Source organism: Mesorhizobium sp. M7A.F.Ca.AU.001.01.1.1, assembly GCF_004022735.1.
Classification (GTDB): Bacteria; Pseudomonadota; Alphaproteobacteria; order Rhizobiales; family Rhizobiaceae; genus Mesorhizobium; species Mesorhizobium ciceri.
On sequence record NZ_RZPF01000001.1, the window covers coordinates 54646 to 69325 of the forward strand.

At 57.6% G+C, this 14680-nt stretch carries 12 protein-coding genes and 2 pseudogenes; 12 read left to right on the forward strand and 2 right to left on the reverse strand.

The annotated features are described in order from the left end of the window. The first annotated feature begins 20 nt into the window (after nt 1-20). The 7 genes and pseudogenes from EN884_RS00230 to EN884_RS00255 all read left to right on the forward strand — a co-directional run. Entirely contained in the window at nt 21-1799 is a 1779-nt protein-coding gene (locus EN884_RS00230) for an ABC transporter permease subunit (protein WP_063169314.1), read from the forward strand. A 93-nt stretch (nt 1800-1892) separates the two neighbouring features. Further along, nucleotides 1893-2066 carry a hypothetical protein gene (locus EN884_RS38455; protein WP_164548525.1) on the forward strand — a complete coding sequence of 58 codons (174 nt, stop codon included), beginning with the start codon at nt 1893-1895 and terminating at the stop codon, nt 2064-2066. Between the two features lie 319 nt (nt 2067-2385). Then, on the forward strand, nt 2386-3381 hold the full coding sequence (locus EN884_RS00235; protein ID WP_063169313.1) for a succinylglutamate desuccinylase/aspartoacylase family protein: 996 nt from the start codon (nt 2386-2388) through the stop codon (nt 3379-3381). 453 nt (nt 3382-3834) lie between these two features. Further along, the gene (locus EN884_RS00240; protein ID WP_063170371.1) at nt 3835-5088 is read left to right on the forward strand and encodes a methylaspartate ammonia-lyase; all 1254 of its coding nucleotides are present in this window, start codon (nt 3835-3837) and stop codon (nt 5086-5088) included. A gap of 11 nt (nt 5089-5099) precedes the next feature. Further along, nucleotides 5100-6251 carry a CaiB/BaiF CoA-transferase family protein gene (locus EN884_RS00245; protein ID WP_063169312.1) on the forward strand — a complete coding sequence of 384 codons (1152 nt, stop codon included), beginning with the start codon at nt 5100-5102 and terminating at the stop codon, nt 6249-6251. Nucleotides 6252-6384: 133 nt separating this feature from the next. Further along, nucleotides 6385-7287, forward strand: coding sequence for a CoA ester lyase (locus tag EN884_RS00250; protein WP_210326668.1), 903 nt, complete (start codon nt 6385-6387; stop codon nt 7285-7287). 24 nt (nt 7288-7311) lie between these two features. Next, nucleotides 7312-7436: pseudogene (locus tag EN884_RS00255) on the forward strand (integrase core domain-containing protein); the annotation flags it as partial. 55 nt (nt 7437-7491) lie between these two features. Here EN884_RS00255 and EN884_RS39260 read toward each other — a convergent pair. Continuing rightward, complete coding sequence (locus EN884_RS39260; RefSeq protein WP_063169311.1) at nt 7492-7866, reverse strand: zinc ribbon domain-containing protein; 375 nt, start codon at nt 7864-7866, stop codon at nt 7492-7494. Nucleotides 7867-8394: 528 nt separating this feature from the next. Here EN884_RS39260 and EN884_RS39265 point away from each other — a divergent pair. After that, nucleotides 8395-8531, forward strand: a pseudogene (locus EN884_RS39265) (IS3 family transposase); the annotation flags it as partial. A 48-nt stretch (nt 8532-8579) separates the two neighbouring features. On the opposite strand, the gene EN884_RS00265 reads toward EN884_RS39265, so the two are convergent. Then, complete coding sequence (locus tag EN884_RS00265) at nt 8580-8927, reverse strand: transposase (protein ID WP_063169310.1); 348 nt, start codon at nt 8925-8927, stop codon at nt 8580-8582. A gap of 1485 nt (nt 8928-10412) precedes the next feature. On the opposite strand from EN884_RS00265, the gene EN884_RS00270 reads away from it, so the two are divergent. The 4 genes from EN884_RS00270 to EN884_RS00285 form a co-directional block, all read left to right on the forward strand. Next, nucleotides 10413-10814 carry a hypothetical protein gene (locus EN884_RS00270; RefSeq protein ID WP_063169309.1) on the forward strand — a complete coding sequence of 134 codons (402 nt, stop codon included), beginning with the start codon at nt 10413-10415 and terminating at the stop codon, nt 10812-10814. A gap of 167 nt (nt 10815-10981) precedes the next feature. Beyond that, a complete protein-coding gene (locus tag EN884_RS00275) occupies nt 10982-11908 on the forward strand; it encodes a LysR family transcriptional regulator (protein WP_063169308.1) in 927 nt (308 codons plus the stop codon). A 193-nt stretch (nt 11909-12101) separates the two neighbouring features. Continuing rightward, on the forward strand, nt 12102-13535 hold the full coding sequence (locus tag EN884_RS00280; protein WP_063170369.1) for an NAD-dependent succinate-semialdehyde dehydrogenase: 1434 nt from the start codon (nt 12102-12104) through the stop codon (nt 13533-13535). 27 nt (nt 13536-13562) lie between these two features. Then, nucleotides 13563-14680, forward strand: a 1118-nt coding sequence (locus EN884_RS00285; protein ID WP_164894901.1) for a fumarate hydratase, incomplete at its 3' end; no start/stop codon positions are given.

A 14680-nucleotide genomic window follows, 5' to 3' on the forward strand; every position in this document is an offset into this window, starting at 1 on the left:
GCGATTGATAAGGGATATCCATGAAGCTTTTGCGCAGAATGGCCAAGGTGCCACTTGGGTTAACCGCGCCCGCGTTCGCGCTTTTGCTTGTGGTTTTCGGTGCCCCTATAACCTTGCTTTTCCTAAGCAGTGTCAATGCCCCCGATTTCTCGTTCCAATACTACGGAGCGTTTTTCGCCCAGCCAGCTAATGTGCGGGTGCTCTTTCAAACGATAGAAATAAGTCTGGTCGCAACTGCCATCTGCTTAATCGTAGGCTATCCAACCGCGTATCTGATCGTCACGGCATCCAAGACTCTGCGCATGACGCTCATCGCTCTCGTGATCATCCCCTATTTGACCAGTGGGCTGGCGCGTACCTACGCATGGATTGTTATTCTTGGGGATCGCGGGGTCATCAACAACATCTTGCTGGACGTCGGATTGATCGATCGACCTCTGCAACTCATCTATAACCGAACCGCGGTCTATATTGGCATGGTCCACATCATGCTGCCGATGATGATACTTCCCTTGGTTAGTGCGATGATGGGGATCGATCGGTCCTTGATGGCTGCTGCACGCAGTATGGGAGCGGGACCTTTCACCGCTTTCAGGCGTGTATTTCTCCCCCTTAGCATTCCAGGCGCACGGAGTGGCTCGCTCCTAGTTTTTGTGTTCTGCCTAGGATTCTATATCACGCCGGCGGCACTTGGGGGATTGCGCGATGCCATGCTTTCAACCTTCATTGCGGCCGAGGTGAATAGCTCGTTCGATATTCCGCGCATTGCCGCTGCGTCCTTCATCCTTCTCGGGTTTGCCATTGTGGTGCTTTCCATGGTCGGGCTTGACCTCTCCGGCAAACAAGAGCAAAGCCAAACTCGAGCTCCGAAGGGCTCGATGTCCCGACTACCCATTGTTCTTGTTATCAAACGAAACTTCAGCGAAATTCTGCGTCCCTATCGTGTCAAACGGTGGACGGGACGGCGCTACGTGCCTGGGGCGGAAAGGCGATGGCCTAAAGTCGTCGCGATCGTTTTTATCGTTTTGGTGATGGCCTTTCTTTTATTCCCAGGGATAATCGTTGTCATCATGTCGTTCAGTTCCGGGGCATTTTTGCAATTTCCGCCTTCGGGCCTGTCGCTTCAATGGTATCGCTCGTTTTTCGGCGATGCATCTTGGAGCGGAGCAGCTTGGACCAGCGTCGAGATTGGTGTCGAGGTAGCTGTTATTTCTACTCTATTGGGAACACTTGCTGCTTTCGGATTGAGCCGAATAAGCGCAAGACTTCGCGGCGTGCTGACAATGATCATAATCACGCCTATCACCTTTCCAGTTATCGTGGTCGGTATCGCGACTTATCTGGGTCTCATCCAGATTGGTCTAATCGGCACAAAGGGTGGTATCGCCCTCGCTCACAGTATCGGCGCTGTTGGAATTGTGGTGGTGATCGTTTCTGCGACGTTGGCCAACTTCGATCGGACGTTAGAGCAGGCGGCCAAGAGTATGCGTGCCGGACCACTGCAAACGTTTTTTCGCGTAACACTGCCGTTAATCAGGCCGGGAGTGATCGGCGGCGCCATGTTCGCATTCCTCCAGTCATTCGATGAAGCGGTCATAACGTCTTTGGTCGGCGGTCTGTCGGTGCGGACGTTGCCCTTGAAGATGCTGGAGAATATCCGCCACCAAATCGACCCGACGATTGCTGCAGTCGCTTCTCTTTTGATGCTTCTGCCTTTAATCTGGATGCTTGTCCTCTATGCCGTCTGGTGGCGTTCTCGACCGAGCATGCAGCGAACATTACAGGAAGCCGCTGCCTAACTGGCGTGGCAGATCCACTTCCTGATGATGCGTCCGACCTATTCCTACGGACTGGCGACAAGCATCTGTTCGGGGCTTCAACGGGCGGATAAAATGGCCACCTGGTCCAAAACGGAAACCAGTAAAGCTCTTGCAATTATCATCTGGCACATGCGGATCAAGGATTCGGACTATGTCTGGGATCGGCCGGCCTTGCTCGCCAGCAAGCTCAGACCTGCCGATCCTCTTGCTGCGCGCCAGGATGGAATTCGAGGTCAACGGCGCTGACCGGATCGCACAGATCCTTCGCCCGTCTGAACAACGAACAGCTAGCCAACGTCAACCGGCTGATCGCGCGATTTCTGAAATCGGCTACCCACCGCGACTTTGACCTTCCTCCTCCCTTAGTGCACCGGGATCAAGGTGACGAACCAAGGGACAGGTCAGCAGAGCGAGCCCTGGTCATCTGAAAACGCGATGGTGCCGTCTCGGACATTATATTGGCGAAGTGGTGACCGCGTGTGCATAGTTCCAGGCGAAAAAAATAGCCGTGTACAAGACCATATGCCCGGTCAAAGTCGCCAGATCACCCGCAATAGGTTAAGCAATGAACGAAGCACCACATCTTACGTTTGATCTCGATGCGCATGGCGTGAGCAGAGGACACCTCGTTGTGCCGGGAGGCGCCGACCATGAAGAGTTCTCGCTTCCGGTTTTTAGTCTTAATAAGGGCGATGGACCGCGCCTTCTTATCACCGGTGGGAATCATGGCAATGAAATGGAGGGGCCATTAGTCGCGCGGCGGCTTATCGAGTGGCTGCCACAAGCGCAAACCAGTGGTAGGATCATCGTGCTGCCAGTGCTTAATCCATTGGCAGTTCAAGCATGGAGCCGCAATACTCCGCTTGATGGTTTGAATCTGAACCGCGTGTTTCCGGGCCGTGCCGACGGGTCTGTTACGGAACGAATCGCGGATGCGGTTTCACGCGTATTGTTGCCAAATGCCGACATCGTTTTCGATCTGCACAGCTTCGGCCCAACGTGGGATTTTCCCCCGGCGGTCATCACGCATCCAATTGCTGATGCGGATCTCATGGCTAAGACGCTCGCAATGGCAGCGGCATTTAAGCTGCCCGTAACATTGCTCTGGCAACATGACGACACGGCTGGGATGTTCGACAGTTGGGCACATAGCCTAGGGAAGGTATTCGTTTGCGCGGAATTCGGCGGTGGTACGGTTAGCGCAGAAGCTCTAGCGATTTATGAAGCTGGAGTTCGCAACGCGCTCGTTATGCTTGGACTCGTCGAAGGAAAAGTCGAGGACGTGTCTTTCCGTAACAAAAGGTCCAGTCAGACCCTTGAGACGCTGATATCAGACGAGTTGAAATCGCCCGCGCAGGGTATCTTCGAACCTCGCTGCTCTGTGTTGGATGAAGTGAGGTCGGGAGATCTTATAGGTATCCTACACTCTATGGATTCTGTTTCCGCTCCGTCCATTGACATCCGAGCGCCTGGGCCATCAATCGTCCTAGCCATAGGATCGGGCGCGCATGTCGACCGCAATGAAGGGGTAGCCATCCTTGCGCGGCCGCTGCATAACTAGAGGTACAGATTAGCCGCGCCTTGGCCAGCTGTAGTAACTCCGGTATGAAGGCACTGGCCTCGACTGGAGCTTATAGGCCAGCTCCTCGGATCGATCAGCGGCTGATCCTGTCTTCCAAAATCATGCCAAAAAGATTGCTTGATCCTTGATCGCTTGGTTTATACTAACCATGGTTGAAAGTGGCGGTCCGAGATGGGAGCTGGCCGGACGGATTGATCGCCTAGCTTCTGTTATGGAAGCAGGGGCGACGATCCGGCGCACCGCGACCAAGAGGGGAGGCGGACGGTGCCGTCCCCGCTGACGCCCGTAAAACAACTTTATCGTATCTTAAAACGAGATGGGCACGTTCGGGGCTTTATATTGGCAAAACCGATTCCGAACGGGGCATAACTTAGGACAGAGCGCGCAAATCCGGCCGCAGCTCATAGCTTGGCCAAACTCGAGTATAATTCAGTGCAGATCAAAGACGTCATTCTCACGCCCGGCAACGGCGCCTTCTTTTATGACGATCAAGCTGCCATTAGGGCAGGGGTTGGCCAGGACGGTTTTGTTTACGTCGGCGAGCCATTGACGCCCGGCTTCCGTGATATCCGTGTTCCGGCAGCTTGCTTAAGCGTCGGGCTTGTCCTGGAAGACGATATGGTCGCCTGGGGCGATATGATGGGAGTGCAATACTCAGGGGCTGGCGGGCGTGACCCCCTGTTTGACGTCGGAGCCATCATGGATCTCACGTCACGTGTTGTTGTCCCGCGGCTCTTAAACATTGATGCGTCCAGCTTTTTGACAGCCTGCTCCAGTGTCTTCGATCTCCATACTGGGAAACGACTCCCACTATGCATCGAATATGGGGTCAGCCAAGCCCTTTTAAGCGCTGCTGCCCATGCTGCGCGTCGTACCATGGCGGAGGTGGTTTGTTCGGAATTTTGCCTATCCATGCCGCATCGTCGTGTCCCAATTTATTGCCAGAGCGGTGATGCGCGCGAAATCAATGTCGATAAAATGATCCTGAAGGGGGTGGATGTGATCCCGCATGGCCTCATCAACTCGCGTAGCAAATTCGGCGTTGGGGGAGAAACCTTTCTGGATTTCGTCAAATGGGTGGCGCACCGCGTCAAGCAAATCGGCCAACCAGACTATTCTCCGGTGCTGCATTTCGATGTGTACGGCTGGATCGGTATGGAGATCGGGCTCGACGTCCAGCGCATCGCCGACTTCATCAGTAAGGTTGCTGACGCGGTTCCGGAGTTCACGGTGAATATCGAATCGCCAGCCGACTTCGGGTCTACGCCGGCGCAGGTCGAAAATTACGGGCAGATCGTCGGCATTCTGAATGCGCGCGCGTCACGTGCGCGCATCGTTGTCGATGAACGCTGCAACACCTTAGAGGATGTGCGTCTGTTTGCGGAGGCTAAGGCGACCCATCTCGTGCAGATCAAGACGCCGGACGTGGGCTCGATCGCCGACAGCGCCCGTGCGGTGCTTCTGTGCAAAGAGAACAACGTGGACGCCTATGTGGGAGGCAGCTGCAGCGAGACGGATCTCTCCGCGCGAGCGACGGTTCACATTTCGGTGGCAACACAGGCGGACATGATGCTCGCGAAGCCTGGCATGGGCATCGACGAAGGTCTTTCCATTGTAGGCAACGAACAAAATCGGTTGCTCGCCATGCTTGATCGGCGTCGGGCACAAAACCTGAAAGCCGCGTAGGAAGCGCCCTGATGCTAAACAGTCTCAAGGACATCACGGTTGTGGCGGTCGAACAGGCCGTTGCAGCTCCCTACGCATCGTCTCGCCTTGCTGACGCAGGCGCCCGGGTGATCAAGGTCGAAAGGCCCGAAGGGGACTTTGCCCGAAACTACGACAAGCTGGTGCGGGGGCAGAGCGCGTACTTCGTCTGGCTCAACCGGGGTAAGGAGTCGGTCTGTCTAGACCTGAGGTTGGAGGCGGATCGCGCCGTCCTCGACACGCTCATTGCCAGTGCTGATGTCTTCATCCAGAATCTAAAGCCGGGCAGCATAGAAAAACTGGGGTTCGCGTCCGCTGATCTGCGTCGACGATATCCGCGGCTGATCACCTGCGACATTTCTGGTTTCGGGGAGTCAGGGCCGTATTCCCATTTGAAGGCCTACGATCTGATCGTCCAGGCCGAAACAGGTCTATGCGCTATCACCGGCAACCAACAGGGGCCTGCGCGTGTAGGGGTCTCGGTTTGCGATATCTCGGCGGGCATGACAGCGCACAGCGCCATTCTTCAGGCACTGTACCACCGCGAGGTCACCGGCGAAGGGACCAGCATCCAGGTGTCACTGTTTGATGCCGTCGCCGACTGGATGAACGTGCCGGTTTTGCAAAATGATTACAGCGGCTACCAGACGGTACGCGCAGGCGTGAAACACCCGTCGCTCGCGCCGTATGGTGCCTATCGCTGTGCCGACGGCAAAGAGGTCATCTTTTCGGTTCAGAATGACCGCGAATGGGTGAATTTCTGCGAGAAATTCCTGAAGCAGTCCGGGCTCACACGCGCACCTGGTTTTGCTGACAATATGGAGCGCCTCGCTCATCGTGCGCAACTTGATGAGATCATTGAACAGCGGTTTTTTGAACTATCCTGCCACGATGCGATGCAGGAGCTCGAGGCGGCCGGCCTGGCATATGGCCGACTGAACGAAGTGGTGGATGTTTCAAAGCATCCACACATTCGCAGGGTGCAGGTTGGAACACCCGATGGAGCCGTCGAGACGATAGCGCCGGCGGCGATTTTCAACTCGGAGCTCCCCTCGCTTCGCCCAGTCCCGGCTCTTGGCTCTCATACCGAGGCTGTCCGCGAGGAGGTGCGGGCGCTTTTGCGCGAAAGAGCCGCGTCAGCGTGAGCGCGCGTTTCAGTAAGGTGAGACTGCTCGCGGTTTACAAAATGCCTGTGTACCTCGGATCATTTCAGCGCACCGGCCGCCTAGAAAGCTCACTGGCAGCGCCCGCGCTAAAATCGGCCGCAAAGGCGTCTCCATGATCAAGGACACCTTTGCGGCCGTTGAAGGCGCGATGTCTGTACCGCGCTGGAGATCCCTGCTCTTCGTTCCTGTTCACGTTCCGCGCTTTGTAGAGACGGCCCATGAGCGGGGCGCAGATGGCGTCATTCTCGACCTGGAGGATTCCGTGCCCCAGGATCGGAAAGGAGAGTCACGGCAGCAGCTTCCTGAATGCGTGGCAGAGGTGGGCCGGAAAGGCGCATCTGTTTTGGTCCGCGTGAATCATGGTCTGCGCGCCTTGGCGGCCGATCTCGATGCAGCCGTGATGGCGGGTGTTGACGCACTGGTTCTTCCGAAGACGGATTCGGCAGAGTGGGTTATAGAGATCGCGAATGCGGTTTCGGAACTAGAACGTGAAAGAAATCTTCCGCAGGGAGGCATCCGGTTCCTTGCCCAGATTGAGACCCCGGGCGCCTTGCAAAGGCTTGCGGCCATTGCGTCGGCGCATCCAAGGATGGTCGCAATGGCGCTTGGCCCTGAAGACTTCAGCGCCGCTGTTGGCGGCGCCCCAGGATTCGACCTTCTTTTGACGCCGAACCTTTCTGTTCTGTTTGCCGCCCGCGCGGCCGGCTTGCTCCCGCTGGGCTTCATAGGAAGCATCGGCGAGTTCTCGGACACGCATAAACTTCGTGAGGCCGCGGTGCGGGCGCGGCGGCTTGGCTTTGCCGGAGCTTTGGCGATCCATCCGACACAGGTGGCCATATTCAATGAGGCTTTCTCGCCAAGCGCCCAGGAGCTCGAGTGGGCCCATAAAGTTGTCGCGGCGGCAAATGATGCCGCCACGCGTGGACTGTCCGCATTCTCGTTGAATGGCAAAATGATAGATCCGCCAGTGGTGCGGCGCGCCCACGAGATCCTGATTCTTGTGGGCAACAACTGACTGGCCTGTTATCAGCGGCTGAACAGGAGCGAATGGCACTACACCGCGCCGGGCAAGCCGATGCAAAATGGCTACGCGATTCCCTCAACGGCCGAATGCGAGACGAGCTGTTGAACGATGGCCTGTTCTTCGGCCTCGACCACGCCCGCAGTGCCACTGCCGAATGGAGGCAGGACCTAAATCCTGTTCATAACACTCATCTGTCTATGTCATTTGAGTGAATAGGTTTTGCTGATCTGGATGCGATCCCATGGGGTATTTTGGGTTTTGCCGCGCGCGATGAACGATGCGCTGAGCCGCCGGTTCGTCAAGCGTTGATCGGCTGAAGACCCATGGACCGTCCGGCAGAGGATGAACGCCTTCGATCGACGCGAGTCCACCGAAGGCGATGCAACGCGGCTCGCCATTGTCAAGCAGACCACGCCAGCAGGAATAGCGCGGAATGTTGTGCTTGGTTCCCGTGTAGCGGACCGTCAGCTCGCGGCCGCAGCGCCGGCAGCGGACAAGGTCGGCGAGCAGAGCGTCGCCATGCTTGGGCGCCCCGTGATGCCGGCTCGTGGGCACGTGGTCGCTCACCATCTTGCGGATCGCTTCCGCCTTTCCCAGCCGACGTAGCCTTCGTGTGCACCCGGAATCAGCGCCAGCATCTCGCGCCTTACGGCGGCTGCGCGAGCGAATGGCGGCATCTGCGCGGTCTGCGCGTCGTGCGGGTTGGAGAAGATCGAACTGATATGTCGTAGGCTGGCGCGGTATGGACCTCTCCCCGGTTCGCTTCGTGAGGACCCGATGCTGCGCCCGAATCCTCCAATTGCGATGGGGTGTGGGAATTGGCCGTCGGGTCCTGCAGCAGTGTCACCAAGACGCCAAGCGTTCTGGGATCGATATGTGGGGCAGGGCAATGCGCCACGCGGTGCAGACCGCGATCAAACATCCAGGCCGGAACTTCCAGCCACCGATCGGAGGCGTGGCGGGAGAGACTGCAGCGGAAAACCTCCCGGTCGGCGTTCTCGATCACCTCATGAACGTGAACACAACGCCCGGCCCAAGGATGCCACGGATAAAGAAACTTGCGTTCCTCGGTCCTGTGGGTGTTCTTTCCTGGTGTTGTTCAACACCGTGAGGCCGCATTCCTCGCTCGCTATTTGACCCCGGCGGTCTTCGCCGGAACCCTCGCCGCAACCGGCTCCGACGCTGCACTCAATGAAGGCTTCGCGCCTCCGCCCGTTGCTCAAACCGCGCCATAACAGAAACGGCCGAGGCTAATCGCCACTGGTTGAAAGTTCAGTGGCAGGTCAGAGGGTCTGGCTCGACGGCCTTAGCTTCAGGCTATCCGGCCAATCCCGGCGATCACCCAGCGACACGATGACTGACCAGTGCTCAGCGCCACCGCCGGAGCTGCAAAAAGAGTTGCGTATGATTGAGCGTTCGACCACGTTGCTGTCGATCTTGATATGGCCTCGTCCAGGATGCGCGAGAGGCGCTTCCCAGCGCGAGAGCGTGTAGGGGATCGCCGCTGTGAGCTTGGTCTTCTGACTGATTTGGCCGAGCTTCTCTAGCCGCCCTGGGTCCAGTGCCGTGATGGTTGAGCACTTTTTGCCTGCGTGCAGCAAGGCCTCGTTGGCCTCGGCTACGGATGTCATCCTCGATCTTTTAGAGTTCGCGGATCCTTCTTAGCGCCTCGATCGGGCGCGGCATGGCAGAAGGCGAGCGTGAAGCCGCTTTTCGTCGGCCAGCAAGCGATGGCCCGCTATAGCCGTCGACCTGCAAGTTCCGGTAGAGAGCCTGCGAGATGAGCGATCGCACGCTGGGCCTTTTCGGTCCGGCGCATAGACATAAGACGCCCGGCGGTCCGCTCCCTCCCTAATCAGTCATCGCGGGCATAAATCCAGAGTAGGCCTGTCTTCGTCTTGCCGACCCCGGAACGAGCACCGGCGCGGTCGTCGCACGTCGGCGAAGAGTTTTGGCGAGGACTTCGGTTTTGCTAAAGCAACCGTTCATGGACCAGACGTAGGTGCCAGTCCGGCGCGGCCGACTACCGGCGCTGCCAGCAGCCTGGGCAAGCGAACCAAATTGTAGCCCGCCAAGTTATGCCGCGCCCGCGGTGGCACATCCTCGCAGCTTGACCTTGGCCATGCCGTCTGAGGTCTTGACTGACCGAACCCTCCTCTGACCCCTTAGGGCAGTGCTGACTGAGATCATAGCCCGGATGGCGCTTCGTGCGGTCATCGATCGCTATACGCGAGGCTTGTTGCTTTCTGCTCAAATGGGCGTTGAAGGCAACGCGCGGCGTGATCTTGCTCTTTGCAGGTCCTTGACTGGCGCGTCCTAGGCTTCGCCAGCGCCAGTCGATGCGCCGTCGCGGCGTCTGCGGTCCAACATAGCGAGAGCGGCATCACGCTCGCCTGTGCCAGGCCTGGGTATGAAACTTTCCAGTCAAGCCGGATTGGCCAGCACCTGGGTGCATAACCAACCTGTTGTCGCGGCTTCATTAGCATGAGGTGCCCGGAAACGAAGATACGTATGGACCCCGCCCCGCTTTCCAATTGAGCCTAGGGGCTGCTGATTCCTTCTTCGCCAAGGGTCGTGAACGGCGTGATCGACCAATGGATTAGGTTGATGGGACGATGAGTGTCGCCTCGGTCGAGCAATGGTGGATGAAACTGCGATGACATGTCCGATAGGATCTCTGTAATCGCCCTGCCTGACGCCCTGCCTTCAGGTTTTCGACATAAAATTTCACCTCGGTCACACCTGATCTTAATGTCGCCAGCGATCTAATCCAGTGTGCCAGGAATGAGGTACCGTACGGCCGCACTGCGAGAATGCCTTCTTCGCAAATCCCAGTCCTCGCCGTGACTGCTAGGTGCAATACTGCAAGCCAGCTGAACCAATTGAGGATCTGTCCCCTCATCGAGGCGCGGATTGACTTGGATGACGACGGGTCCAGGCTTCGTCCACGGAGTTCAATGTTCGTTGGCCCAGCTGAGGCCGTGAGCTTGCAAGCAATTCTGTGACACGTTGACGATACGATCATGCTCGTCATTAGTCAGCAGGGTTGGTTGGACAATTCACCTCTCGGAAGAGGAAATGGGGTGGCCGGCCGAAGTCCGCCAGCGGCAATAGCAATGACCTCCTTTCCCATCTTGTTAGCGCCGCTGGTTGCAATGGCGCTTGGTACTGAAGACTTCAGTGCAGCTGTTGGCGGTGCCCCAGAACTCGACCTGCTTTTGACGCCGAACCTTTCCGTTCTGTTCCCCATGCGGCAGTCTCGGCTCGATAGGAAGCATCGGCGATTCTTAGACAATGATAACTTCGTGGGGCCGCAGGCGATCCATTTAAACATCGATGGGGCTTTTCACCAAGCGCACAAGAACTCGAGGGACCCGTCGTGTCCTCGCGGCGAAAAAGATGCGACGGCGCAAGGCAAAGGCGCGTTCACATTGGACGGGAAGATGGTCGATCTACCGGTTATTCGAAGGGTCCGAGAAATCATCTCCATGGATCAGGGCGCCGAGTTGGCCGGTTGAAGCCTCGGCGGGTTGGGTCCATTCTGGACACATAGGTTACGGTTTTGGTCAAACCACACTGAGATGACACGACAGTTAGGCGTCATGTCGCTCTGCAATTATTGCTGTCGCGCCATCACATTTCGAGATAGATTACATCATTGCAGTCCGCCCTCGGAAGAGTACCCGTGGAAATCAGGCAGTTAAGATACTTTGTTGGCGTGGTCGAAGCAGGCAGTTTCACGAAGGCCGCTGGCTTTCTGAATGTCGCCCAGAGTGCGCTGAGTCTGCATGTGCGCCAATTGGAGGAAGGCTTCGGCACTCAGCTGCTGATACGCGACAGGACCGGCGTGAGCGTGACGGCGTCAGGAGCCAAACTCCTGGAGCGGGCGCGGGCGATTCTCAAAGAAATTCGAATTACCGAGGTGGAATTGACCAACACAGCCGCTTCCCCCGCCGGGGAGGTGACTATTGGCATTCCGTCTGGAGCTGCTCGCGTCCTGAGCGGTCCGCTGCTTGAGACGGTAAGACACGAACTGCCCAAGGTGTCCCTCAAGATGGTCGAGGGTATGACGGGACCGCTAGAGGAATGGATGGCGGCTGGACGCTTCAATCTGGCGGTTCTGTACCGCACTGCGGACAGTGTGGGGCGAATGACTGTGCTAGCGCGCGAAGACCTTTGTCTGGTGGTTCCGTCCGGCGAGCCACCGTTTGAAGATGCGATATCTCTGGCCGACCTGCATGCATTCCCCCTGGCGGTTCCCATGCGCAACAACAATGTCAGGCGTTCGGTGGCTGATGTCGTCGCACAACACGGTTGCGCGATGGACGTCAAGTTTGAAGTGGACTCGCTCTCAACGATCATCAACATGGTCGTAGAGGGAAAAGCGCATTCTATTCTCGCCCCGTCTGCCGTTCAGAAAGAAGCCTCTCAAGGGCTGGTCCGGACGGTCAAGATAGTCGATCCGGTAATTACCCGCTCCGTGGTGCTTGCTGTAAATCCCAAAGATGAGCGTTCTGCGGCCGTTTCTGCGGTCCGCAAGCTCATTCCGAAGGTCGCCAGAGAATTGATTGAGAGCCGGGGCTGGGTAGCATCGGCTCCTGACGCGACCTGAGAACCATCGATCTGTAAACAACGGCATGACTTCCTTCCTGTCGGAACAGATCGATCTGGATTCCAGATGGATTTAGGCACTAATCGATATTTGACCCGCTGCGACCATCGCGATGAAACTGGCTCAAGCGAGCTCAGCGGCTTCGAAAATTGAAACGGCGCTCGCATGGCCAGAATCACAAGTGGAGCCCGCGATGTCCCACGCCAGGAGCTACGAGCTCTTCATTAATGGCAAATGGCGAGCCGGTGGTAGCCGAGCCACTTTGCCGGTGATCAACCCGGCGACGGAGAAGGTATTTGCCTCAGTGGCCTCGGCTACGGTTCCAGACTTGGATGAAGCTCTTGCTTCGGCAGAACGCAGCCGCAAGGCGTGGTCCTCACGCCCCGCCAAAGAGCGTGGCGAGATCCTCGTCTCTGCCGCCAGCAATCTGGCTGAGAAAGCTGGCGCCGCAGCCAGGGACCTGTCGTCCGAACAGGGAAAGACGATTGCCGAAGCAACAGGAGAGTACGCGCGCGCAGTCGAAACGCTGGAATGGAATGGCCGGCATGCCGATGAGTTGTCGACCCCGATTCCGTTGGGTCCGAACAGGATGATCGTCCCGGAGGCCCTCGGTGTCGTCGCTGCCTTTACGCCGTGGAACTATCCAGCCGTTCTCATCGCCCGCAAGCTCGCCCCCGCGCTGGCGGCAGGCTGCCCGGTGATCCTCAAAGGGGCCGAAGAGACGCCAAGCGTGGCTGTCCATGTCGTGGAATCTTTGCGTCAAGCAGGGATACCGGAAGGCGTGGTCAACCTGGTGTTCGGTGTTCCTGTGCATATATCACGGCATCTGCTCAGTTCGCCAATTGTCAAAGTCTTGACGTTCACGGGGTCGACCGCTGTTGGGAAACAGCTGGCCACACTGGCCGCGAATAATCTGCAGCGCTGCATCCTTGAGCTCGGTGGACATTCCCCGGTTATTGTGTGCGAAGATGCCGACCTGGCAACGGCGATACCGGCTATTTCGGAATACAAATTCGAGTGCGCGGGCCAGAGTTGTAATGCGCCCAGCAGGATTCTTGTCGCCCGATCCCGCTATGAGGAATTCCTGTTCCGGATGACGGAGGCGGTCCGAAAAATCAGGATCGGTCCACCGGATGACCCTGCAACGCAGATGGGTCCCATGGCAAACGCGCGGCGAATCGAGGCCATGCAACGCCTGACCAAAGATGCGGTAGAGGGCGGCGCCCAAATCGAGACCGGTGGCATCCCCCTTGACCGACCGGGGTTTTACTGGCCGCCAACCATCCTGACTGGCGTACCGAAGGAAGCGAGAGTGCTTCATGAAGAGCCGTTCGGACCAATTCTCACCGTGGCTCCTTTCGATACGATCGAAGAGGCGATCGATGAAGCCAACGCCACGGAGTACGGTCTGGCCGCCTACTTGTTTACTGGCGCGGCCGATACGCAACAGAGGCTTGTGGGCGGTCTTTCTGCGGGCGCTGTTAGTGTGAATTACCTGAAAGGGGTTTCCGCTGATGCCCCTTATGGAGGAGTCAAACAAAGCGGCTATGGATATGAAGGCGGCGAGCAGGGGGTGCGAAGCTTCCAGATTCTGAAAATGGTCAATGGCCTCGGTTCATTTGGATAAAATCCGGTGGGAAACAGAACACGGACCATGGCCGGTAGCGACATCACAAGGAGCGTCGCCGACGCCCTTCAGTACATCTCGTACTATCATCCTCCAGATTATATCCGGTCTCTTTCTCACGCATACACGCGAGAACAGAGCCCGTCGGCGAAGAATGCCATAGGTCAGATTCTGCTGAACTCCCGCATGGCGGCCTTTGGGCGGCGCCCGATTTGTCAGGACACCGGACTTGTGGTTGTCTTCGCAAAGGTCGGCATGGATGCCCGCATTAAGTCAACAGCCAGTTTCGCGGATCTTGTGAATGAGGGCGTACGTCAAGCCTATCTCGATCCGGACAATCCCCTTCGGGCATCGATCGTTGCGGATCCCCTCGCTAGACGGGTCAACACCCGCGACAACACACCGGCAGTTGTCCATGTCGACCTGGTGCAAGGTAACCAGATTGAGATCACCATCGCCGCGAAAGGCGGCGGGTCGGAGAACAAGGCACGTTTTACCACCCTCAATCCCACCGCCTCCGTTTCCGACTGGGTGGTCAATACCGTTTCGACCCTTGGCAGCGGGTGGTGTCCACCTGGACTGATCTCTGTCGGCATCGGTGGTAGCGCTGAAAAGGCGATGCTGCTGGCCAAGGAGGCCATGAACGAGCCCATAGATATGGCGGAACTGATCGCAAGGGGGGCGTCAAGCGCAGAAGAGGGGCTGCGGATTGAGCTTTATGAGCGGATCAACGCGCTTGGTATCGGCGCCCAAGGCCTTGGTGGTCTGACGACAGTCGTTGACGTCAAGGTTGCGACCTATCCTACTCATGCAGCGTCCAAGCCTGTGGCGCTCATCCCGCAATGCGCCGCCAACCGGCACCTGAAGTTTACTTTGGACGGCTCTGGACCCATCAGCCTCCAGCCGCCCGATTTGCGCGAATGGCCCGACATCGGAGCCGACGAATTGAACCCAGCCGGCGTCCGGCGGGTCAATTTAGATACGCTTACGAAGGAAGAGACGGCATCGTGGCGCTGCGGTGAAACGCTCCTGCTTTCTGGAAAGATGCTGACGGGCCGTGACGCTGCCCACAAACGAATGGTCGAACTGATTGATGCCGGCAAGCCGCTCCCAGTCGATCTGAGGGGCCGCGTGATCTACTACGT

Bases quoted from the DNA above. Each gene is read 5' to 3' on its own strand.
- EN884_RS00270 (WP_063169309.1), top strand. From the start codon at position 10,413: ATGACCTCCTTTCCCATCTTGTTAGCGCCGCTGGTTGCAATGGCGCTT.
- EN884_RS38455 (WP_164548525.1), top strand. From the start codon at position 1,893: ATGGCCACCTGGTCCAAAACGGAAACCAGTAAAGCTCTTGCAATTATC.
- EN884_RS00235 (WP_063169313.1), top strand. From the start codon at position 2,386: ATGAACGAAGCACCACATCTTACGTTTGATCTCGATGCGCATGGCGTG.
- EN884_RS39260 (WP_063169311.1), bottom strand. From the start codon at position 7,866: ATGGTGAGCGACCACGTGCCCACGAGCCGGCATCACGGGGCGCCCAAG.
- EN884_RS00265 (WP_063169310.1), bottom strand. From the start codon at position 8,927: ATGACATCCGTAGCCGAGGCCAACGAGGCCTTGCTGCACGCAGGCAAA.
- EN884_RS00230 (WP_063169314.1), top strand. From the start codon at position 21: ATGAAGCTTTTGCGCAGAATGGCCAAGGTGCCACTTGGGTTAACCGCG.
- EN884_RS00250 (WP_210326668.1), top strand. From the start codon at position 6,385: ATGATCAAGGACACCTTTGCGGCCGTTGAAGGCGCGATGTCTGTACCG.
- EN884_RS00245 (WP_063169312.1), top strand. From the start codon at position 5,100: ATGCTAAACAGTCTCAAGGACATCACGGTTGTGGCGGTCGAACAGGCC.
- EN884_RS00280 (WP_063170369.1), top strand. From the start codon at position 12,102: ATGTCCCACGCCAGGAGCTACGAGCTCTTCATTAATGGCAAATGGCGA.